Below are 19705 nucleotides of genomic sequence, written 5' to 3'. Positions count from 1 at the left end.
GTCAGGCCGCGAGCCCTACCGGCGCGCCGGTGAGCAGGAGCGCCGCCTGTGCGGAGCTGCCCACGCCGAGGACGAACGTCCCCAGGACGGCGGCGACGATGATCAGTATCGGGATCACGAGGAGCAGCGCGAGCGCTATCTTCGCGCCCGTCTCGCCGCCGAGCTCGACGGCGACGATGCCGATGACGCCCACGAGGATGACGGCCCACGCCTCCCACGCCCCCTGTTCGCTGGCCGTCCCGTTCTTCGTCTTGATGTAGAAGTATATCGGGACGAGAACCCCGATGGGGAACGTCAGGAGGGCGACGACGAAGGCGGCCACCCACTGGATGGTGGTGTACTCGTCGAAGAGGCCGCTCTGGCTCATCGCCGTTCACCCGCCCTGTGCCGTCTCGTGTCCGAAGCCCGCGCTACGCCGGAACCGTGCCAGTCGATCACCGCGTCGTTAGTTTGGCAGCTCATCACAGAACAACTAGCGGGTTCCGCACCTTGTTACAAAAAGTTACGTGTCGGAACCCAACGCGGTAGCCCCGACCTCGTCCGCTCTGGACGGCCGCGGAAGCAGTGGGTGTTTAGCGTCCGCGTGCCGAACCGTCGACCGTGTCAGTCGACTCCGAGTTCGCCTTCGAACTGCGCGTCTGTCAGTGGGCCGAACGGGAGTGGTCGCCGCGGCGCGCGGACTCGGCCGTCCTGGTCGCCCGTCAACTCGGGACGAAGTACCGCCGGTGGGACACCGTCGTCCTCGAATGCGACCCGGAGGGCCTGCGACAGCGGGCGGCGTTCGGCGCCGACGCGTTCGACTCGGACCTCCTGCACGTCCTCGAGCACGCGCCAGCGGAGTGGACGTTCTACCGCGACGCCCTGCCGGACCCGGGCTACCCGTGGCGGTACGTCCGCGAGGCGGTCCACGCGGCCGCCGACCGGGACGCCGTCGAGACGCGCAAGCGCGGGAACCGCATCGAGATCCGCCGTCGGCGAGCGTACCCCGACTGGGTGCGCCGAATCGTCGCCATCGAGAACAAACCGGACCTCTCGGCGAGCGCGGCGCGCGACCTCGCGGGGCAGGTAGAGCGCGACGTGGCGCTGGGGTTGGCCGACGAGGTGTGGGTCGCGACGGCGGCGACCGAAGAGGCGGTCGAACCCATCCTGCTCGCGGACTTCCCCGCGGCGGTCGGCGTGCTGACAGTCGACGCCGACTCGGGTGCGGCCGAGGCGGTCTGGGAACCGTGGTCGCTCGACGCCGGCTCGCCGGGGACCAGAATCCTCGAACGGCCCGCAGACGACGCCAGCGCCGCCCGCTTCGAGTACGCCGACCCCGAGTGGAAAGCCGAGAAGCGACAGGTCATCGCCGAGCGGGCCTACGAGCGCGGCTGGCGCGCCTACGCGGCGACGATGCGGCCGGACTGCCGGCACTTCCAGTTGCGGGCCGAGGAGGGCGGCGTCGTCCCGTATTGCGCGGCCAAAGAGCGTGTCCCGACCCAGAGCGAGTGCCGTGGCTCGTGTCCCGAGTTCGAACCGGAACCGCCCGCGTGGCGCGCGAAGGGGTGGCCTATCGAGGGCGGACCCGGACAGGGAATCAAGCGGCTGCTGGACCGGCGCCGTCGTCGGACGCGCCCCGGACTGCCGGAGGAGTAGCTACCCGTCGCTGACCTCGACGTCGACGTCCTCGCGGTCGACGGCCAGCCGGAACGTCGGCACCGTCTTCTGGACCGTCTCGACGAGGCCCTTGTCGGCGAGACCGCGCAGGGCCGAGCGGACGGCGTCGACGTCGGGGTCCTCGCCGGCGTCGCGGAGGGCGTGGAGCACCGAGACGACGCTCTGGCTCTCCTCGTCCGGGCCGGCGATGACGTCGACGATGGCCCGCTGGAGCGGCGTGACCGTCATCGTCTGGACCCGGTCGGAGTCCGCACCGTCTATCAGGGCCGTCGCCTCCGGCGTCGCACAGATGAGACTGTCCTCGTTCCGGTAGTAGTACTCCTTCAGTTCGGATTCGAGGTACTGGTGGACCTCGCTGCCGCTGTCCATGCCCCACAGGTCCTGCAGTTCGCCGTTCTTCGTCGGCTGGTTGGCGACGATGTCGGCGAGTCGCTCGCGGGCCGCCTCCGAGAGGGTCATTGCCCGAGTGTAGCGCGACCGAGGTTACAAGCGTTCTGGAGTCGGGCGGCCCCGGCCGGCGAGGGATATTTGCACGCTCGGCCCCTTACGACCGTAGATGGTGCGTGCTCGTCTCCGCCTGCTCGCCGTCGCACTGGTCGTCCTCGTCGCCGCAGGGCCGCTGGCAGTCGTCGGGCCGGCCGCCGGCGCCGACGCCCGCCTGACCCTCACCGACACGACGGTCACGCCGGCGACGCCGACCGCTGGGGCACCGATAACCGCCGAGACGACCGTCCGGCTCTCCGGCGGTAGCAACACGTCGCTCGCACTCGACAGCGTCCGCGTCGTCCGCTCGCCCGACATCGGTGACGACGTGGTGCTCGGGAACGCGACGGCCCTCGGCCGGCTCTCGCCCGGCGAGACGCTGACGGTCCCCGTGACGTTCACCGTGGACCGACCGCGCTCGTACGACCTGCGGCTCGTGGCCGTCGGGACCGACGAGGCCGGCGACACGGTGCGCGCGACCCGCCCGCTGACGGTCGGCGTCGAACGCGGCCGGCCACAGGTGGAACTCCGGACCGACGGCCTCGTCGCTCGCGCCGACACGCCCGTGACGGCCGTCGTCTCGAACCCGACGACTGCGGCCCTCCGCGACATCGAGGTCCGGGTGACCGACCCGGCGACGGGCGAGCGGACCCGGCGCGTGATTCCGACGGTGGCCGCCGGGGCGTCACAGACCGTGAACCTCTCGGTCAGAGCCCCGGCGCCGGGCGAGCGCCCCCTCGAGGTGACGACGACGTTCACGACGCCGAACGGCGCCCGCGCTACCGCGACGTTCTCGAAGCCGGTGACCGTCGCGCCGCTGTCCACGGACGTCGGCGTCCGCGCACAGCGGGCACAGGGAGACGACACACAGCAGGTCCCCGGTGGCCTGACCGGCATCCTCGGCGGTGGCGGCGGTGGCGGGGCGCTCCAGCAACAGTCGGGGAGCGACGACGCGGCCAGCGAGTCGCGGGTCGACGTGACCGTGACCAACTTCGGCAACGCGGCCGTCGAGCGCGTCGTCCTCACCGGCGAGACGCCCGACGGGACCGTCCTCTCCTCGGTCGGCCGGTACGCGCTGACCGACGAACTCGCGCCGGGCGAGTCGACGACGGTGACGGTCGACCTCTCGGGCGTCCGGACCACCGACGGCGTGCGGTTCGTCGCGCACTACGACGCGCCGAGGGGCCGGACCGAGAGCGCCGTCGGCTACGACTACGCCGCTGAGCGGGGCGCGGCCACCGTCACCGGCCTCGACGTCACCGTCTCCGATGACGGGCGCGTGAGGGTCGACGGCAACCTCGCAAACGTCGGGGACGGCGAGGTGACCAGCGCCGTCGTCGCCGTCCAGCCCACCCGGTACGTCGACCCGGCGTACCCCCAGCGCAACTACTTCGTTGGGAGCGTCGCCAGCAGCGAGTTCGCGCCGTTCGAACTCACCGCGCAGGCCGACACCGAGAACGCGACGGCGCTGACCGTCCGGGTCGACTACACCGTCGACGGCCAGCGGGTCAGCGAGACGACCGCGGTCCCGCTCCCGGCCGAGGACGGCACGAACAGGGGGAGCGGCCAGCAGTCGCTCGGTGCCGCCATCGCACTGACCGTCGGGCTGGTGGTGACCGTCGCCGTGACACTGTTCGCCCGCCGCTCACGGAACCGATGAGCACGGTCCAGACCAGTCCGGTGGAACTGGCCCCGCCGCTCCGCCTCGTGGACGTGAGCAAGCGGTACGACAGCGGCGCGGGCGGCGAGGTGGTCGCGCTCTCCCACGTCGACTTCGCCGTCGCTCGCGGGGAGGTCGTCGCCGTCATCGGGCCGAGCGGCAGCGGCAAGAGCACGATGCTGAACGTCCTGGGTCTGCTGGACGAACCGACGAGCGGCCGCGTCGAACTGCGCGGGCAACCGACCGCCGGACTGACCGAGGGCCAGCGGACGGACGCCCGGCGGGAGTCGCTGGGCTTCGTCTTCCAGGACTTCCACCTCCTGCCGACGCTGACGGCGCTGGAGAACGTCAGGCTCCCGACGGCGTTCCTGCCCGGCGACGCGACCGACCGGGCGCGGGACCTGCTGGAGCGGGTGGGCCTCGGCGACCGACTGGACCATACGCCGGACGAACTGTCCGGCGGCCAGAAACAGCGCGTCGCCATCGCGCGTGCCCTGATAAACGAACCCGACGTGTTGCTGGCCGACGAACCGACCGGGAATCTGGACCGCGAGACCGGGACGAGCATCTTAGAGGAGATACGGCGCATCACCGACGAGGCGGACGTGGGCGTCGTCGCCGTCACGCACGACGACCTGGTGACCGAGTACGCCGACAGGACCGTCGAGCTCGTCGACGGGGTGATTCAGCGTGACTGAGAGCGGGCACCGGTTCCCGGCGCTGTCGCTGGCGACCCGGAACCTCTCGCGACAGCGACTCCGGGCGGCGCTGGCAGCGCTGGGCATCGTCATCGGCGTGTTCGCCGTCGTCACGCTCGGACTGCTCGGCAACGCGCTGAGCGCCGCCGCCACGGAGGAACTGGGCGGCCTCGGCGACCAGGTCATCGTCAGTCCGGCCGAGGGCAGCGACGCCGACTCGCTGGACTCGCGCGACCTCGCGGCCGTCCAGCGCGCCGCCGACGGGCGGGGGACCGTCATCCCCCTGAAGACGACCGGCGGGACGGTGCGTGCGAGCGGCGGCCGCACCGTCGCACAGGTGTACGGCACCGACAGCCCGCGGGCGCTGTTCGGCAACGGGAGCGGCGTGGTACCTGCCTTCCACCGGCAGGGCGCCATCGTCGGCGCCGACGTCGCCGAGGACCTGTCCCTGCGCCCCGGCAGCAGCATCACCGTCGAGGGCAACGAGTACCGCGTCGTCAGCGTCCTGCCGGAGGTCCAGAGCATCTCCCCGCTCCAGCCCGATTCGGCCGTGGTCCTCCCGCCCGACGAGTTCGCCACGTCGGGGTACTCCCAGGTGGTCGTCCGGGCGAACTCGGCCGGCGACGCCCGCGCGGTCGCCGACGAGGTTGACCGGCGGTTGAACGCCAGACAGGAGCGGGTCAGCGTCTTCTCCCTGACGAGCGTGCTCGACCGCATCGCGGACTTTTTCGACCTGCTGAACGGGTTCCTGCTCGCGGTCGCGGGCGTCTCGCTGGTCGTCGCCGGCGTCAGCATCTTCAACGTGATGCTGATGACCGTCTCCGAGCGCCGGGGCGAGATAGGCGTCCTCCGCGCGGTCGGTATCCATCGCAGACAGGTCCTGCGGACCCTGCTCGTCGAGGCGACGCTCCTGGGCGTCGTCGGTGGCGCCGTGGGTGCGGTGCTGGGCGTCGTCACCGTCGTCGTGACGGCCACACAGACGGAACTCCCGCTGTGGGCCGTCCTCCTGCCGGGGAACGCCCTCGTCCCGCTGGGCGCGTTCGCCTTCGGCGTCGTCGTCGCCCTGGTCGGGGGCCTCTACCCTGCCTACCGAGCGGCGTGGGAACCGCCGGTCGAAGCCCTCCGCGGCTGACCGGACCGTTTTGTCGGACGGCTGTCCACTTCGGGCCGGCCCCGGGTCGCGGCAGTGGCGCGGAGTTATGTGCGTGGTCGCACAACCGACGGCCGTGTTGGTCCCCGACCCGCCCCCCGAGTCGGCGAGCCACGCCCTCCTCTGGAACGGCGCCGCAGCCGACGTGCCGGCGGCCGGGTGGGTGCGTGCCGAACGCGCCGTGGTTGCGGCCTGTCTCGACCACGGCCACGCCGTCCACCTCGCCGTCGACGAGGCGCTGCTCGAGGACCACGTCCCGGAGACGCTGGCGAGGCTCCGGTCGCTCCCCGCCGGGTCCGACGTGCTCGACACCGACCTGGCCGCGTTCCGTGCCACGGCCGACGACGCCGAGACGCTACTCGGTGCCCTCTCGGTCGCGGACCTCTCGAACCGGCCCGCCGACAGCCCCCGACCGACCGACAGCGGGTGGCGGACCGACGGCGTCGCCGAACTCGCCGCCGTCGGCGACGACTGGCGGTACTACTCGGCGCCGGGGCGACGGACGACGCGGGCCGTCGCGGACCCGCCCGCTCCGTTGCGGCGGTCGCTCGACGCCGCCCTCGACGCGGTCCCGGCCGCGGGCGTCGCCCCGTCGCCGCCGGTTCGGGTCCCCGCGGCCGGCGAGGCCCGGGCCATGCTCACCGGGGGCGGCCTCCGCAGTACCCACCCCGAGCGGGACACGATGTTCTTCCCGTACTGGCAGCTGCAGACCGCGGCGGCGGACTCGGCGACCGGGCGCGTCCATCTGGACTGGGCGACGCCACGGTCGACGGCCGACTCGTCGCTCGGCCGGGTGTTCTGGGCTGCGGTCGAGCGGGTTCGGGAGACGCCGCCCGAGCGGCTGGACCCCCCGGCCGAGGACTACGAGCGAGTGGTCGCCCTCCTCGAGACCGTCGCCGAGGAGCTGCGGTACGGCGTCGACTTCCGTCGGTTATAGCTCCGCGAGGGTGTCGGCGACGTCGTCCCAGTGGCTCCCGCGCCAGAAGTGCTGACCGCAGTCCCGACACCGCCAGACCGGTTCCTCCGCGGGGTCCGGGGCGTAGTCCGGCGTCGGCTCGGTCCTGTCGACGCGTTCGACCGGGGCGTTACAGGTGCCACAGTGGACCGGCTCGTCCGAGAGGTCCAGTTCGAACCCGGCTCCGGACAGCTCGCGGAGCTGGTCCTCGACGTCCCGTCTGGTGAGCAACAGCGCGTCGTCCATCTCCCGAGCCAGCCCCTCGTCCCGCGTCACGAGGCGGCGTCCCTCCGTCCGGGCGAGCGCGAGGACGTCCGCGTCGCTCTCGGCGCCCCGGTCCAGTGCGTAGGCGGCGTCGTACCCGCACATCCGGAGATACGACGCCAGTTTCCCCAGCATCGCGTCGAGCAACAGCGGGTCTCGCCGGTCCGGCTCACTCATCGACGAACTCCCGGACGCCGTCGGCGTCGCGCGTGTTCAGCACGTCGGCGGGCTCGGCCCACCCCCGACGGGCCGTGTGGACGCCGTAGCGCACCTGTTCGAAGTTCCCGGGGCTGTGTGCGTCGGTGTTGACGACGATTGTCGCGCCGGCCTCGATGGCCTGCTTGACGGCGCTCCCGCCGAGGTCCAGTCGCGCCGGGCTGGCGTTGACCTCCAGTGCGGTCCCGTTGTCCGCGGCCACCTCGGCCAGTCGCTCGACGTCGACGTCCAGCCCGGCCCGCCGGTTGAGGTACCGCCCCGTCGGGTGGCCGATGACGTTCACGTCCGGGTGCTCGGCGGCCGCGACCAACCGTTCGGTACCGTCGCCGTCCAGCGACGCGTGGGGCGAGGCGACGACGACGTCCAGCTCGGCCAGCAGGTCGTCGGCCACCGAGAGGCTGCCGTCCTCACCGACGTTCGCCTCGACGCCGGTGAACACGTCGATGTCGGCGTCCTCGGCGACCGCCTCGACCTCGGACAGCTGCTCGCGCAACTCCTCGTCGGGGACGCCGACACCGCCGACCATCCCCGGCCCCGTCGCGTGGTCGGTGATGGCGAGGTAGTCGTGGCCGAACGCGGCGGCGCCCTCGACCATCTCCGTGACGGTGTTGCCGCCGTCGGACCACTCCGTGTGCGTGTGCAGGTCGCCCCGGACGTCGCCCTCGGCGACGAGGTCTGGGAGGTCGTGGTCGGCCGCCGCCTCCACCTCCCCTCGGTTCTCGCGCAGTTCCGGCGGCATCCACGCCATGTCGAGCGCTTCGTAGACACCTTCCTCGGTCTCGCCGGCGACGCGCTCGCCAGCCCGCTGGTCGTCGTCCTCGACGCCCGAGACGTCGAAGACCCCGTACTCGTTGACCTTCAGGCCCCGCTCGATGGCGCGGTTCCGCACCGCGACGTTGTGGTCCTTGCTGCCCGTGAAGTACTGGAGGGCCGCGCCGAACTCCTCGGGGACGACCACGCGCAGGTCGACGCGGACGCCGCCGGCCATCACGCTGGCCTTCGTCTCGCCGGCCTCGATGACGCGGTCGACGTCCGGCCAGTCGGTGAACGCCTCGACGACGGCCTCCTCGGCCGCGCTCCCGACGAGGACGTCCACGTCGCCGATGGTCGGCTTCCAGCGACGGAGCGAGCCGCCGAGCGCGCACTTCTCGACGCCGTCGACGTCGGCCATGTACGACTCGACCCGTTCGCCGTAGGGTCGGGCCTCGCCCAACAGCGTCCGCTCGTGGGCCTCGCGCGCGAAGTCGAGGTTGTCGAGGATGTTCTGTTCGGTCTTCGCGCCGAACCCCTTGACCGCCCGAATCTCGCCGGCCTCGGCGGCCGCCTCGAGTTCGTCCAGCGTCGTGATGCCCAGTTCCTCGTAGAGAGTCCCGACCGTCTTCGGGCCGACGCCCTCGACGGCGGTCAGGGCCGCCATGTCGACGGGGAGCTCCGCGCGGAGCTCGGCCAGCTCCTCGATGTCGCCCGTCTCGAAGTACTCGACGACCTTCGAGGAGATGGCGTCGCCGACGCCCTCTATCTCGCCGACGGCGTCCGCGCCCTCGGCGGCCAGTCCCTCGATGGCCGCCGGATGGTCCCGGATGTTCTCGGCCGCGCGTCGGTAGGCGCGCGGTTTGTACTCGACGCCCTTCGCGTCGAGCAGGTCGGCGAACTCCTCCAGTCGCGTCGCGATCTCGTCGTTCCGGCTCATGTTATCTCCCTCGCCCGGCACGACCCGTGCCGGAATCGGCGTCCTCGTGGCCCAGCGCCTTCCGCAGGAACTTCATCCAGCGTTTGGTGTCGGCCGTCTCCTGTGCCTTCGCCTCCGCCTCGAGGTCTGCCGGGCCGAGCTGTTCGAGCGCGTTCAGCGCGCGGTCGATGCCGATGATGGCCTCGGCGAGCTCCTCGCCGCGCTCGTAGCTCACCTCGCCCGCCTCTATCAGTTCCTTGCGCTCGATGCGCTCGCGTCGGAGGTTCTTCTTCGCCCGGTCGACCCGTTCGCGCTCGCCGCGCGGTATCGTGTCCCGGCGCTTTATCTCGAAGACGAACGACTGCAGGTCGACGTCCTCCCCCTGGACGGTTATCTCGTCGGGAATCGCCGCACCGACGGTCGAACCCTCCCGTTCGATGCGCTCCAACAGCTGTTTGCGCTCGAACTCTTGCACTACCTCGGCTTTCGAGCCACGGGGTCTTACCCGCTTCGCTCGGGCCACCCGTGGGGTCGGTATCTTTTTCGTTCTCTCTGTTCCTAATACAGTACGTAACGAACGTCGGTCGTTCGGCGGCTCCCGATAAGATGTCCCTAACGTTCGAGCCCACATCGGACGAGCCCGGGGTCGAAATCATCGACCCGGTGGAGCGCCAGCGCTACCGACTGTACACGTCCGCGCCCGTCTCCCCGTCGCCGGTCTCGACCGACGGCTTCCGGTTCCCGGTCGGGTCGGCCGTCAGCATCCGAACGAGCAGTGTCGTCCTCCCGACCGTCGTGCCGGTGTACGTCCGCGACACGGCCGGCGAGGCGGTCGCGGAGGTCAAGCAGTTCGAGGCCGAGACGCTTCCGGAGGGGTCGTACAGCATCGACCTCTGTACCCGCATCAAGACCTACGTCCGGGCCGACGCCGGCTTCGAGGTCAGCGTCGACATGGACCAGACCCGCATCGACTTCGGCGAGCCGACCGAGATTCGTGTCGGTGCTCGCTCGCGCCACGAGCGGCCCGCGGCGACGGTCACGACCACGGCGGACCCGGTGGACGTGATGGCCGCCGTCGAGACGTTCGGGTCGGCGCTGAAGACGACCGACCCCGAGCGCTCGTACCCGACGCTCCGCGGCCACCCGCCGGCGCTCGAACTCGGCGACAGTCTGGACGTGCCCGCCGCTGTCGAGCGCCCAGAGACCGGCGTCCACCTCGAACTCCCGCCCGACCTCGGGTCCGTCTTCGTCGCCGCCCCCCTCGCGTACTACCTCGGCGCCTCTGTCGGTCCCGGGCCGGCACCGCGCCTGACGACCGACGACGGCTTCGAGCACTCGCTGTCGGGGCCGATGGGGTACGAGCGCACGGTCGAACGGACCCTGAAGCAACTGTTCTTCCTCGACTGCGTCACCCGGACGGAGGGGCTCTACCAGATCGACCTCCACGAACGCGACGCGGTCGAACCGCACCTCGACCTCGACTTCGCGGCGCTGTACGACCGCCCGCTGTCCGAACAGGTGGCGGCCTACCTCGACGTGCCCTACGAGGTCGTCGCGGACCACGTCCCGGAGTGGCGGCTGACGACCCACGTCGACCCCGTCGCGGCCAACGCCGCGCAGCTGCCCTTCGTCGTCGACGACCTCGCCGTCGTCCGCACGCACCAGCCGACCGGGAGCGGTGGCACCAGCGACCCAGCGGGATACGAGGAGACGCTCACCCGCTCCGACGACTTCACGCGCTCTGCCAGCAGCGGGACCATGAACAGATCCACCGGCACAGAGGACGACGCGGAATCCAGCGAGCCGACCTACGTCGAACCGCAGGCCGACGACGCACTCGAACAGGCCTGGCTCGGCGACGGCGTCCCCATCGGCGCGACCAAACTCGTCCCCGAGGCGTTCCAGAACAGACTGGACCGCGAGACGACCGAGGGCGACATCACTATCCGGGTGGTCCAGAACGACGCCCGGATGGAGGCGGAACGCGAGATCGCCGACGAGGTGTACGGCAACCGCTCGGACCTGCCCTTCGAGATCACCGTCCACGAGAACCTGACGACCGACGAACTCGCGACGGTCCTCACGACCGACGCCGACTTCTTCCACTACATCGGCCACACCGAACGCGAGGGGTTCACCTGCGAGGACGGGACGCTCGACGCCGCGACGCTGGACGACGTCGGCGTCGACACCTTCCTGCTGAACGCCTGCAACTCCTACCACCAGGGGCTCAAACTGGTCGAGAAGGGCGCCATCGGCGGCATCGTCACGCTCAACGAGGTGCTCAACGACGGCGCCGTCCGTATCGGCGAGTCCGTCGCGCGCCTGCTCAACAGCGGGTTCCCGCTCCGGGCCGCACTCACCATCGCCCGCGAGGAGAGCATCCTCGGCGGTCAGTACATCGTCGTCGGCGACGGGGGAATCACGGTGACGCAGCCTTCTGGTGGATCACCAAATAAGCTCGAAATAGAGGAGGTGGGAAACGGATATAATGTAAAGATAACCACCTATCCGACTGATGAAAGAGGACTTGGAAGCATCCATCTGCCATTCATTGGTAAAAATGGGTGTTATTATTTAGCATCTGGAACAATCGGTGTGTTTAGCGTTACCGAATCAGAGCTATATGACTACCTCAATTTGGAGAATGTCCCAGTTGAATTTGATACGCAATCTGTCTGGAGTGACTCACTTTTGGGAAGTGAGATCCAGCAATGACGATTTTATAAATCGATCAATACGAGAAACGGATGGTTAGGGTCCAGAAATAGTCGCACCATTCCCTGCTACTGCGCTCCCAGCCTGCGTGAGCAGGAGGAGAATCGTAAACAGTGCGCCGGCCATACGTGGGTGCTCTGCGAGGTAGTCTCGCATCGTGTTGTCGGACATAGTACACCCAAACCATCACCGGGGTTTATATTAAATATATTTGAAGTGTTCACACATATTTAAAGTTGTATTAAGTAGAAATAAGCGGCACAATCGCTGCGTACTACGCCTGAGCCGGTCGAAAGGGGATACTCTCTACGACAGCACGGATACTCACGGTCTGTCTCCGTCCTTGCTGGCGTTCATACCGTCGTGGGAGTCCGTGTGTATTGGTAATCGGTGACTACCATCACTATCAGTATCGTTTTGTGACCGGCCACTAAATAGGTGGGTAGAGATACGTACCGATGGCAAACCACGAGCATACGAACGTCGCCCCGTCAGAGTCGCCGAGTGCCACTCTTCGCGGGGTCGGACTGGCTCGCATCCGCGGCCCCGTTAGCGGTGGCCGGGTGACGACCGACGACGAACGCGGGCCGTCGACGGGTGGCGCGGCATGACGGCAGACGGAACGGGTGGCGGGACGGTGGAACTGTCCCGTGCGGTCCTTCGCGGGAGTCAGCGCGCGTCGAACCGGAGCGCACCCCTCATCCGGACGGAGTCGTCCGACTCGGTCGAGGGGCTGCAGTCGGAGGTCCCGATTCCGCTGGCGAAAGTCGAGACGAGCCAGCAGATACGCGTCCTCCACGTCGACGACAACCCCCAGATCGGCGACCTGATAGAGACGTTCCTCGAGCAGATAAACGACGAGTTCACCGTGGTCAGCGAGACCAGCGCCGTCGCCGCACTCGACCACCTCCGCGAGGGCACCGTCGACTGCGTCGTCAGCGACTACCAGATGCCCAACACGGACGGGCTGGAGTTGCTCGAGATCGTCCGCGAGCAGTATCCGGACATGCCGTTCATCCTCTTCACCGGGCGCGGGAGCGAGGAGATAGCGAGCGAGGCGATCCAGGCCGGCGTCACCGACTACATGCAGAAGGGGACCGGGACGGACCAGTACGAGGTGCTGGCCAACCGCGTCCAGAACGCCGTCGAGAAACACCGCACCGAACAGCAGTTCTGGAACGCGCTGTCGTGGTACCAGCGGCTCGTCGAACAGGAGATAGCCGGCGTCTGCATCGTCCAGAACCGCGAGTTCGTCTACGTGAACAAGAAGCTGGCCGAGACGTTCGGCTACACACAGAGCGAACTCGTCGGTGCGTCGCCGACCCGTATCACCGCCGCCGGCGACAGTTCCTTCTTCGAGGAGGTCCAGTCTGAGGGCCACGGCGACCTGGAGTCGTTCGACGCGACGTTCACCGGCGTCCGCGCCGACGGTGAACAGATTCCCGTCGAGGTCTCCGGCGGCGCCATCGACTACGACGACGCGCCGGCGTGGATCGGCGTCCTCCGGGCGACCGACGACCCGTCCGAGACGGACGAGTAGCCGGCCCGGACGCCCGTTCTTGCCACGGTATCGCACAAGCACAACCCCTTTGCACGGCCCACCCGAAGTGTGGACAATGTCGGAGTGTGACGTCTGTGGCAAGCAAGAAAACATGCCCTACCAGTGCGGGCACTGCGGTGGTACCTACTGTGCCGAGCATCGGTTGCCGGAGTCCCACGACTGTCCGGGGTTAGACAACTGGAACGACCCGCAAGGCGTGTTCGACAGCGGGTTCGACGACAGCGTCGACACCGGCGGGTCGTCGAGCTCGGGCGGGGTCGCCGGCAGACTCGGTCTCGACACCGGTCCCGGCGGCCCGATGGCGTACTTCCGCGGGAACATGACCTACGTGTTCCTCGCGGCGATGGCCATCACCTTCCTCCTCGAGATCGTCGTCCTGCGGGTCGTCGGCAGTCAGGAGCTGTTCCAGACGCTGTTCGTCCTCCACCCCGACAACCCTGAGTACGTCTGGACGTGGGTCACGTCTATCTTCGCACACTCCCCCCGTGGGTTCTACCACATCCTCGGGAACGGCATCATCATCTACTTCTTCGGCCGCATCGTCGAGCAGCAGATGGGGTCGAAGCGGTTCACGGTGTTCTTCCTCGCCTCGGGGATGCTCGCCGGCCTCGGCCAGATTGCCCTGCAGGTCGTGCAGGGGGCCGGCGCGTACGGCGTCCTCGGTGCCAGTGGCGCCGCACTCGCCATCCTGGCGTTCCTGACGGTGCTCAACCCCGGCCTCCGCGTGTACCTCTACTTCCTGATTCCCGTGCCCATCTGGGCCATCACCGGGTTCTACGTGCTGTTCAGCATCCTCGGATCGCTGTCACCCGGGTCCGTGGGCCTCCTCGGCGGCAACATCGCCCACACCGCACACCTCATCGGCCTCGCCATCGGCCTCTGGTACGGCCGGAAGTTCAAGAGCGAGATGCGCGTGCCCAGCCAACTCCAGTTCGGACGGGGCGGCGGTGGTGGCCCCGGCGGACCGGGTGGCCGCGGTCCCTTCTGAGATGGCCGTCGTCCGCCCAGAGTTCGTCCCGGACCCTTCGCTGTCGACGGCCGAGATGGAAGCGCTCCAGCGGGACATCGCCGACGTAGCGGTCTTCGCGGACGACCACGGCGTCGACCCGGCCGCCGTCGCCATCGACGGGCCGGTCGGACAGTCCACGCTCGGCGAGGCCGGCGACCGGGGAACGGCCGAACCGGATGCAGACCGACCACTCGTCGCGGGGGTCGACCAGGCGTTCGTCGGCGACCGGGCCGTCTCGGCAGTCGTCGTCCTGCGCGGCCGGGAAGTCGTCGAGCGGGCGTACGCGGTCGAACCGACGGAGATTCCGTACGTCCCCGGCCTCCTCTCCTTCCGCGAGGGCGGGGCCATCCTCTCGGCGATGGCGGCACTCGACACCGATCCCGACCTCCTGTTCGTCGACGGGAGCGGGCGGATCCACTACCGCGAGGCGGGCCTCGCGACGCATGTCGGCGTCACCCTCGACGTCCCGACGGTCGGCGTCGCGAAGAACCTCCTCTGTGGGACCCCTCGCGAGTCGCTGGACCGGAAGCTCCCGGAGGGCACACGAATCCCCATCGACGCCGACGGCGACGTCGAGACCGCAGAGGACGGCACCTGCATCGGCTACGCCGTCCAGACCCGGCAGTACGAGTCGGAGACGCAGTACGTCAACCCGCTCCTCGTCAGCCCCGGTCACCGCGTCGGGGCGGAGACGGCCGCGGACATCGTGCTGGCGACGGCCGCCGGCTACAAGCTCCCGGAACCGACGCGGTTGGCGGACAGCTACGCCGACGAGGTCAAGCGCGACGTGTAGGCCGACCGGGACCGGGTGGGCTTAATTGCCCGGGGCGTGTCGGGCCTGCCATGGCCAAGACGGTGCTGATTACGGGCGCGGACGGCGGCGTCGGACGCGCGACCGCCGAGGCGTTTCTGGACGACGATTGGCGCGTGTGGGCGACGGCCCCCGACGAGGCCGACCTGAACGCCCTCGCCGAGGACGGCTGTGAGACGGCCGAACTCGACGTGACGAACGCACGCGAGTGCGAGCGCGTCGTCGAGAACGTGGTCGACGAGACGGGGCGCATCGACTGTCTGGTGAACGCCGCGGGGACGGCGCGGTTCGGGGCCGTCGAGGACGTCTCGACGGCCGAGTTGGAGGCGCAGTTCGACCGCAACCTTCTCGGGACCCACCGGATGGTCCGGGCGGTCCTGCCGCACATGCGCGCTCGGGAGAACGGGACCGTCGTCTCCGTCTCCAGCGTGGCGGGGCGCCTCTCGCTCCCTGGACAGGGCGGCTACGCGGCCTCGCAGTTCGCCGTCGAGGGACTGAGCGACGCGCTCCGGGTCGAGGCCGCGGAGTTCGACGTCGACGTGGTCGTCGTCGAACCCGGCCCCGTTCAGACGGCGGGCGACGAAGCGGAACGGGAAGCGAACGCCGACCGGACCGGGGCGTACGACTGGCTCTACCAGGCACAGGAGGACTCGCGGCTCGCGGGCGTCAGGGACGCCGTCTCGGTGACCCCGGGGGCCGTCGCGCTGACCGTCCGCGACGCCGCCAACGCCAGCGACCCCGCCCCTCGCTACCCCGTGGGCGAGGGTGCGAAACTCCTCCTGCTCGCACGGCACGTCCCTGCCCGGTGGCGCGACGCCGCCTTCTCGGTCGTCCGGAAGCTGCTGGACTGACTCAGTCGAGACAGGCCGCCACGACGGCGAGCAGTCGCTCGCCGTGGACCTCCTCCGCGAAGAGCGGGACCCGGCGGACCTCGTGGCCCCGGAACAGGTCCTGTGCCCGTGTCAGCGCGTCCTGCTGGACCTGCCAGCGGCGCGCACAGAACTCGCAGTCGTCGTGGTTCGGGCCCGCGATGTCGACGTCGCGGCCGAGCACCTCGCTGGGGTCCTGCATCACGCGGTTGACGACGACGGTGCCCACGGGGATGTCGAACTCCCGCAACTGCCCGAGGAGGCGCTCCGATTCGACCACGGAGAGCTCCTCGGGGACCATCACGACCCGGAAGTCCGTCTTCGTCGGGTCCCGCAGAATCGCCCGCAGGTGCTCGATGCGGTCGCTGAGTTCGCGCAGGTCCTCGATACCCTCCTCGGGGTCGACGTCCTCGCCGTCGCCGCCGAACATCCCCGTGAGGTTCCCCATCATCCCGGAGAAGCGCTCGCGGAGTTGGAGTATCTTCCCGACCATCGAGTCCATCGTCTCGGGTAGCTCCAGCAGTCGGAGCGTGTGCCCGGTCGGGGCGGTGTCGACGACCACCCGGTCGAACCGGTCGTCGTCGATGTAATCCAGCAGGAGCCGCATCGCGGCGGCCTCGTCGGCCCCTGGCATGGACCCACCGAGGAGGCCGTCGTCGCCGCCGACCGGGTCGTCGCCGGCCCCGCCCCCCAGGGGGCCGCCCTCCCCGCCCAGCATGCCACCGAGGCCGCCCAGCGCGTCGTCCTCCATCCCGAGCGGTCCCTCGCCCACGGCGGCCTCGGGGTCGATCTCGGCGGCGAACAGCGGCACGTCCTCGCGGATACGCGTCGGTTCGGCCGGTATCCGCGTCTCCAGCGTGTCCGACAGCGAGTGGGCGGGGTCCGTCGAGACGACGAGCGTCGCCGTCCCGTCGCGGGCGGAGGCCAGCGCGGTGGCGGCCGCACACGTCGTCTTGCCGACGCCGCCCTTGCCGCCGTACAGCACGTAGTCCGGTGCGTCGACACCGGTCGGCGTGTCGATGTCGTCGACTGCCTCGACGTCGAGATTGCTCATACCCGAGGCTGCGCCTCCGGCCTTGAGTACTTCCCGAAAACGGCGCGACGGGTCCGGTGGGCGTCCCGGCGTCGGGTGCGACGAGTCCGACGGGGACCACTCACGGGGACCGAGCAGCGCTACTGGCGAGAGGACCGCGCTTCGCGGACTTCCGCACCGTCACGTAGTTTGTCCTCGCAGTTCGGGCAGACCCTCGGCCCGTGTGCTTCGGAGGCTTCTGGTGTAAACACCCGCACGTACTGCTCGGTTACGAACTCACCGCAGTTTTGACACTCGGGCATCTCTTGTAACACTAGAATGATTCTGTATAGGCTTTTTGTTGCCAACGAAATGTTCCGGTTAATAACTGCTTTCAGCCGAACTGGCGTGGGTTACTCGTGCTTTCGCCAGAACCCGTCCAGTTGGCTGGCCAGGAACTCCGGGGTCATCCGCGTGAACTCCTCGCGCTCGCCGGCCGGGAGGAACGGGTAGACGGAGTGGCGAGCGTCGGGGGTGTACCGCCGGCCGACGAACGCCCGGACACCGACTTCCTCGCTCCCGCGGATGACGCGCCCGATGGCCTGTCGCGCGCGTCGGACGGCCGGCACGGTCAGCGCGTACTCGAAGGCGTTCTCGTCGCCGAACGCGTCGCCGTACGCGCGCTGGACCGCCCGGACCCGTGGCGACCCGATGTTGACCAGCGGGACGCCGACCACGGCACAGGTCGACAGCTTCGCCCCGTCGTAGTCGACGCCCTCGGTCAGCGTCCCCCGGGTCGAGGTGACCAGCACCTTCCCGTCGCCGCGGAAGAACGCCTGTTTGCGTCGCTCGGTCTCCTCGTTGCTGGAGGACTCGTCGACGACGACCGGTTTCTCGACGGCCTCCTGCAGATACGCGCCCGCCCAGCGCGCCTCCCGGTAGTTCGGCATCGCCACCATGACGTTGCCCGGCGAGCGAGCGAGGGCCCGAAGCGCCTGCGCGTACTCGTCGCGGGTCGGGTTCCAGTTCTCGCCCAGCGGTTCCATCTCCTCGGGGTCGCCCCGGTTGCGAGCGGTGAACGGCCGCGCGTCGACGAGGTACGACGCGCGGTTCTCGGGCGGGAACGGGAGGTCGTAGGTCGTCGTCCGGACCGGCCGCGTCAGGTCGTCTGCGTCGTCGCCGTCGTCCGTCTCGGCCAGCGCGTCCAGTCCCGAGACGCGGGTGAACACGTCGAGCGGCTCGAGCGTCGCGCTCATCAGCACGCCGCCGCCCAGTTCGTCGAAGGCGTCCCGGAGCGCCGTCGCCGGCATGCAGTTGTAACAGAGCAGGCCCGCCGTGTAGACGGCCTCGTAGTCGGCGTCGGTGCTCCGGGACTCCTTCGGTGAGTGCTCGAGCTCTATCTCCCGGAGGAACGTCGAGTGGTCGCGCTCCCACCACTGGCCCGCGAGGACGCCGACGGCCGCACACACCGGCTGACGGGTCAGGCCCAGCTGGTCGATGGCGTCCTCGACGGCCGCCCCGATCTTCGACAGCGAGCGCCACAGTTGCCCGTCGTACCCCTTCGCCTCGGCCCACTCGGTGAGCTCGTCCCGCTCGACGGTGTCAGGGTCCCGGAGCGGAATCTCGCGGTCGTGTTCCGGCAGTCGCTCCGGGTTCGCCCGCCACCCCTCGTGCTCGGCATCGAGGAACGACGCCACGCGGTCGTCCAGCCACCGTCCGAGGTCGTCGTAGAACTTCCGGGCGTGGTTGACCGCCTCCAGTGGCACCTCGCGGGCCGAGAGCAGTTCCCGGACCTGTTCCTTGTGGTCGGCGCTCTGCTGGGCGCGCTGGACCAGCAGGTTGCAGTCGTTGCGCGCCTGCGCGATGGTCTGTCTGCCGAGTCTGTCCGACAGCAGGTCCCGGACCCGTTCCTCGAGGCGATGGGCCTCGTCGACGACGACGAACGTCTGGTCGTCGAGCACCGACGAGAGCAGCGGTCGCGCGGTCGGGTCGAACAGGTGGTTGTAGTTGCCGACGACGACGTCGGCCTGCTCCAGCATCACGCTCATCACTCGGTGGGGGCAGGTCCCCCGTTCGACGGCCGCCGGGAGGTAGTCCTCCAGCGTCACGACGTTGTTCGGCCCGGCCGAGAAGTCCACCGGCGACCCCTTGTTCCGGGCGTACCAGTCGGCCTCGAACGGGCAGTACAGCGGCGGGTCGTCGCTCTCGGCCATCGACTCCGGGGCGGTGGGTTGCTCGGGGCGATAGGGCGAGGCCGCACCCGCCGTCGAGAGCGTGTCCTCGCCGAGTCGCGTCTGCGAGGTGGCGTCCGGTCGCGCCGCGGCGGCGAGGTCCTGCCCCTTCCTCGGGTCCCACCACTGGTCCTCGTCGTCTACCTCGGTCCGAATGGCCGTCTCGGCGACGGCGGCCCCGTCCGAGCGCCCGTCGTCCTCGACGAGTCTGGCGGTCGCCTCGCGGAGGTCCTCGCACCGGTCGTGGGTCCCGACGTCCTCGGGGAACTGCCCCTCGCGCCCGTACGGACAGAGGTCCGTCTTCCCGACTAGCGCGATGCCGTCGAACGGCTCGTCGACCCCCGTGTTCAGCGTCCGCAGGTCGTCGACGAACTGCTGTAACTGCTGTTTGACCGGCGTGACGACGACCACGCGCTCGTAGAGGTCGGTGTCCCGGACGAGGTGGGCCGCGGCGGTCAGGGCGGCCATCGTCTTGCCGGTCCCGCAGGGGCCCTCCATCGCCAGGAAGCCGCGCGACTTCCCGGCCTCGATGGCGCGCTCTACGGCGTCGGCCTGGTTCTCGTACGGCGCCTCGAAGCCGAAGTACTGCCGCCATGACTCGCCGCCTGTCGAGGCCGTGTCCCGCATCGGCACAGGGTTGGGCGGCCCGGTATTTGAACCGCCGGGTTCGCCGGCACGGGGCTGGTGCAGGTCAGGGCACGCCCGTGTCAGGAGCTCCAATGTAGAATACCGGACGAGGCCGA

General features: G+C 69.6%; 19 protein-coding genes. 10 read left to right on the top strand and 9 right to left on the bottom strand.

What is annotated here, in order from left to right:
* Position 1 precedes the first annotated feature (1 nt).
* The gene (locus ACV7GQ_RS10655) at positions 2–367 is read right to left on the bottom strand and encodes a hypothetical protein (RefSeq protein WP_470310221.1); all 366 of its coding nucleotides are present in this window, start codon (positions 365–367) and stop codon (positions 2–4) included.
* A gap of 233 nt (positions 368–600) precedes the next feature.
* Between ACV7GQ_RS10655 and ACV7GQ_RS10650 the strand changes: the two genes are divergently transcribed.
* On the top strand, positions 601–1635 hold the full coding sequence (locus ACV7GQ_RS10650; RefSeq protein WP_470310220.1) for a DUF5787 family protein: 1035 nt from the start codon (positions 601–603) through the stop codon (positions 1633–1635).
* On the opposite strand, the gene ACV7GQ_RS10645 is transcribed toward ACV7GQ_RS10650, so the two are convergent.
* A complete protein-coding gene (locus ACV7GQ_RS10645) occupies positions 1636–2115 on the bottom strand; it encodes a DUF5797 family protein (RefSeq protein WP_470310219.1) in 480 nt (159 codons plus the stop codon). It lies immediately after the preceding gene.
* A gap of 97 nt (positions 2116–2212) precedes the next feature.
* Between ACV7GQ_RS10645 and ACV7GQ_RS10640 the strand changes: the two genes are divergently transcribed.
* From ACV7GQ_RS10640 to ACV7GQ_RS10625, 4 genes are all read left to right on the top strand, one after another.
* Complete coding sequence (locus ACV7GQ_RS10640; protein WP_470310218.1) at positions 2213–3799, top strand: COG1361 family protein; 1587 nt, start codon at positions 2213–2215, stop codon at positions 3797–3799.
* A complete protein-coding gene (locus ACV7GQ_RS10635) occupies positions 3796–4497 on the top strand; it encodes an ABC transporter ATP-binding protein (RefSeq protein WP_470310217.1) in 702 nt (233 codons plus the stop codon). The genes ACV7GQ_RS10640 and ACV7GQ_RS10635 overlap by 4 nt, the downstream gene beginning before the upstream one ends.
* Positions 4490–5629, top strand: coding sequence for an ABC transporter permease (locus ACV7GQ_RS10630; protein WP_470310216.1), 1140 nt, complete (start codon positions 4490–4492; stop codon positions 5627–5629). The genes ACV7GQ_RS10635 and ACV7GQ_RS10630 overlap by 8 nt, the downstream gene beginning before the upstream one ends.
* A 73-nt stretch (positions 5630–5702) precedes the next feature.
* A complete protein-coding gene (locus ACV7GQ_RS10625; protein WP_470310215.1) occupies positions 5703–6584 on the top strand; it encodes a hypothetical protein in 882 nt (293 codons plus the stop codon).
* On the opposite strand, the gene ACV7GQ_RS10620 is transcribed toward ACV7GQ_RS10625, so the two are convergent.
* The 3 genes from ACV7GQ_RS10620 to ACV7GQ_RS10610 are packed head-to-tail and all read right to left on the bottom strand — an operon-like array spanning position 6579 to position 9226.
* Entirely contained in the window at positions 6579–7043 is a 465-nt protein-coding gene (locus ACV7GQ_RS10620) for a Mut7-C RNAse domain-containing protein (RefSeq protein ID WP_470310214.1), read from the bottom strand. The genes ACV7GQ_RS10625 and ACV7GQ_RS10620 overlap by 6 nt on opposite strands.
* Positions 7036–8772, bottom strand: coding sequence for a DNA polymerase/3'-5' exonuclease PolX (gene polX / locus ACV7GQ_RS10615; RefSeq protein ID WP_470310213.1), 1737 nt, complete (start codon positions 8770–8772; stop codon positions 7036–7038). Before polX ends, ACV7GQ_RS10620 begins: the two co-directional genes overlap by 8 nt.
* Position 8773: 1 nt before the next feature.
* Positions 8774–9226 (bottom strand): DUF5788 family protein, encoded by a 453-nt coding sequence (locus tag ACV7GQ_RS10610; RefSeq protein ID WP_470310212.1) that lies wholly within the window; start codon positions 9224–9226, stop codon positions 8774–8776.
* 131 nt (positions 9227–9357) lie between these two features.
* Here ACV7GQ_RS10610 and ACV7GQ_RS10605 point away from each other — a divergent pair, with 131 nt between their 5' ends.
* The gene (locus tag ACV7GQ_RS10605) at positions 9358–11469 is read left to right on the top strand and encodes a hypothetical protein (RefSeq protein ID WP_470310211.1); all 2112 of its coding nucleotides are present in this window, start codon (positions 9358–9360) and stop codon (positions 11467–11469) included.
* Positions 11470–11505: 36 nt separating this feature from the next.
* Here ACV7GQ_RS10605 and ACV7GQ_RS10600 read toward each other — a convergent pair whose 3' ends face one another.
* Positions 11506–11625: a DUF7503 family protein gene (locus tag ACV7GQ_RS10600; protein ID WP_470313156.1), complete on the bottom strand. Its 120-nt coding sequence runs from the start codon at positions 11623–11625 to the stop codon at positions 11506–11508.
* Positions 11626–12076: 451 nt separating this feature from the next.
* On the opposite strand from ACV7GQ_RS10600, the gene ACV7GQ_RS10595 reads away from it, so the two are divergent.
* From ACV7GQ_RS10595 to ACV7GQ_RS10580, 4 genes are all read left to right on the top strand, one after another.
* On the top strand, positions 12077–13009 hold the full coding sequence (locus tag ACV7GQ_RS10595; RefSeq protein WP_470310210.1) for a response regulator: 933 nt from the start codon (positions 12077–12079) through the stop codon (positions 13007–13009).
* A gap of 76 nt (positions 13010–13085) precedes the next feature.
* The gene (locus ACV7GQ_RS10590; RefSeq protein ID WP_470310209.1) at positions 13086–14018 is read left to right on the top strand and encodes a rhomboid family intramembrane serine protease; all 933 of its coding nucleotides are present in this window, start codon (positions 13086–13088) and stop codon (positions 14016–14018) included.
* Position 14019: 1 nt separating this feature from the next.
* Entirely contained in the window at positions 14020–14832 is an 813-nt protein-coding gene (locus ACV7GQ_RS10585) for an endonuclease V (RefSeq protein ID WP_470313155.1), read from the top strand.
* A 50-nt stretch (positions 14833–14882) separates the two neighbouring features.
* The gene (locus ACV7GQ_RS10580) at positions 14883–15701 is read left to right on the top strand and encodes an SDR family NAD(P)-dependent oxidoreductase (protein WP_470310208.1); all 819 of its coding nucleotides are present in this window, start codon (positions 14883–14885) and stop codon (positions 15699–15701) included.
* A gap of 1 nt (position 15702) precedes the next feature.
* Here ACV7GQ_RS10580 and ACV7GQ_RS10575 read toward each other — a convergent pair whose 3' ends face one another.
* The 3 genes from ACV7GQ_RS10575 to ACV7GQ_RS10565 form a co-directional block, all read right to left on the bottom strand.
* Positions 15703–16773 carry an ArsA family ATPase gene (locus ACV7GQ_RS10575; protein ID WP_470310207.1) on the bottom strand — a complete coding sequence of 357 codons (1071 nt, stop codon included), beginning with the start codon at positions 16771–16773 and terminating at the stop codon, positions 15703–15705.
* Between the two features lie 119 nt (positions 16774–16892).
* Positions 16893–17054, bottom strand: coding sequence for a DUF7563 family protein (locus ACV7GQ_RS10570; RefSeq protein ID WP_262176004.1), 162 nt, complete (start codon positions 17052–17054; stop codon positions 16893–16895).
* Positions 17055–17144: 90 nt separating this feature from the next.
* On the bottom strand, positions 17145–19589 hold the full coding sequence (locus ACV7GQ_RS10565) for an ATP-dependent DNA helicase (protein WP_470310206.1): 2445 nt from the start codon (positions 19587–19589) through the stop codon (positions 17145–17147).
* Positions 19590–19705 lie beyond the last annotated feature (116 nt).

Source organism: Haloarcula sp. MBLA0163 (genome assembly GCF_055632435.1).
This window is presented reverse-complemented; position numbering and strand designations above follow the sequence as displayed.

What these genes read in the sequence shown, in the direction of transcription:
- ACV7GQ_RS10655 (WP_470310221.1), bottom strand. Translation starts at nt 367, where the DNA reads ATGAGCCAGAGCGGCCTCTTCGACGAGTACACCACCATCCAGTGGGTG.
- ACV7GQ_RS10645 (WP_470310219.1), bottom strand. Translation starts at nt 2,115, where the DNA reads ATGACCCTCTCGGAGGCGGCCCGCGAGCGACTCGCCGACATCGTCGCC.
- ACV7GQ_RS10640 (WP_470310218.1), top strand. Translation starts at nt 2,213, where the DNA reads ATGGTGCGTGCTCGTCTCCGCCTGCTCGCCGTCGCACTGGTCGTCCTC.
- ACV7GQ_RS10635 (WP_470310217.1), top strand. Translation starts at nt 3,796, where the DNA reads ATGAGCACGGTCCAGACCAGTCCGGTGGAACTGGCCCCGCCGCTCCGC.
- ACV7GQ_RS10620 (WP_470310214.1), bottom strand. Translation starts at nt 7,043, where the DNA reads ATGAGTGAGCCGGACCGGCGAGACCCGCTGTTGCTCGACGCGATGCTG.
- polX (WP_470310213.1), bottom strand. Translation starts at nt 8,772, where the DNA reads ATGAGCCGGAACGACGAGATCGCGACGCGACTGGAGGAGTTCGCCGAC.
- ACV7GQ_RS10605 (WP_470310211.1), top strand. Translation starts at nt 9,358, where the DNA reads ATGTCCCTAACGTTCGAGCCCACATCGGACGAGCCCGGGGTCGAAATC.
- ACV7GQ_RS10600 (WP_470313156.1), bottom strand. Translation starts at nt 11,625, where the DNA reads ATGCGAGACTACCTCGCAGAGCACCCACGTATGGCCGGCGCACTGTTT.
- ACV7GQ_RS10595 (WP_470310210.1), top strand. Translation starts at nt 12,077, where the DNA reads ATGACGGCAGACGGAACGGGTGGCGGGACGGTGGAACTGTCCCGTGCG.
- ACV7GQ_RS10590 (WP_470310209.1), top strand. Translation starts at nt 13,086, where the DNA reads ATGTCGGAGTGTGACGTCTGTGGCAAGCAAGAAAACATGCCCTACCAG.
- ACV7GQ_RS10585 (WP_470313155.1), top strand. Translation starts at nt 14,020, where the DNA reads ATGGCCGTCGTCCGCCCAGAGTTCGTCCCGGACCCTTCGCTGTCGACG.
- ACV7GQ_RS10580 (WP_470310208.1), top strand. Translation starts at nt 14,883, where the DNA reads ATGGCCAAGACGGTGCTGATTACGGGCGCGGACGGCGGCGTCGGACGC.
- ACV7GQ_RS10575 (WP_470310207.1), bottom strand. Translation starts at nt 16,773, where the DNA reads ATGAGCAATCTCGACGTCGAGGCAGTCGACGACATCGACACGCCGACC.
- ACV7GQ_RS10570 (WP_262176004.1), bottom strand. Translation starts at nt 17,054, where the DNA reads ATGCCCGAGTGTCAAAACTGCGGTGAGTTCGTAACCGAGCAGTACGTG.
- ACV7GQ_RS10565 (WP_470310206.1), bottom strand. Translation starts at nt 19,589, where the DNA reads ATGCGGGACACGGCCTCGACAGGCGGCGAGTCATGGCGGCAGTACTTC.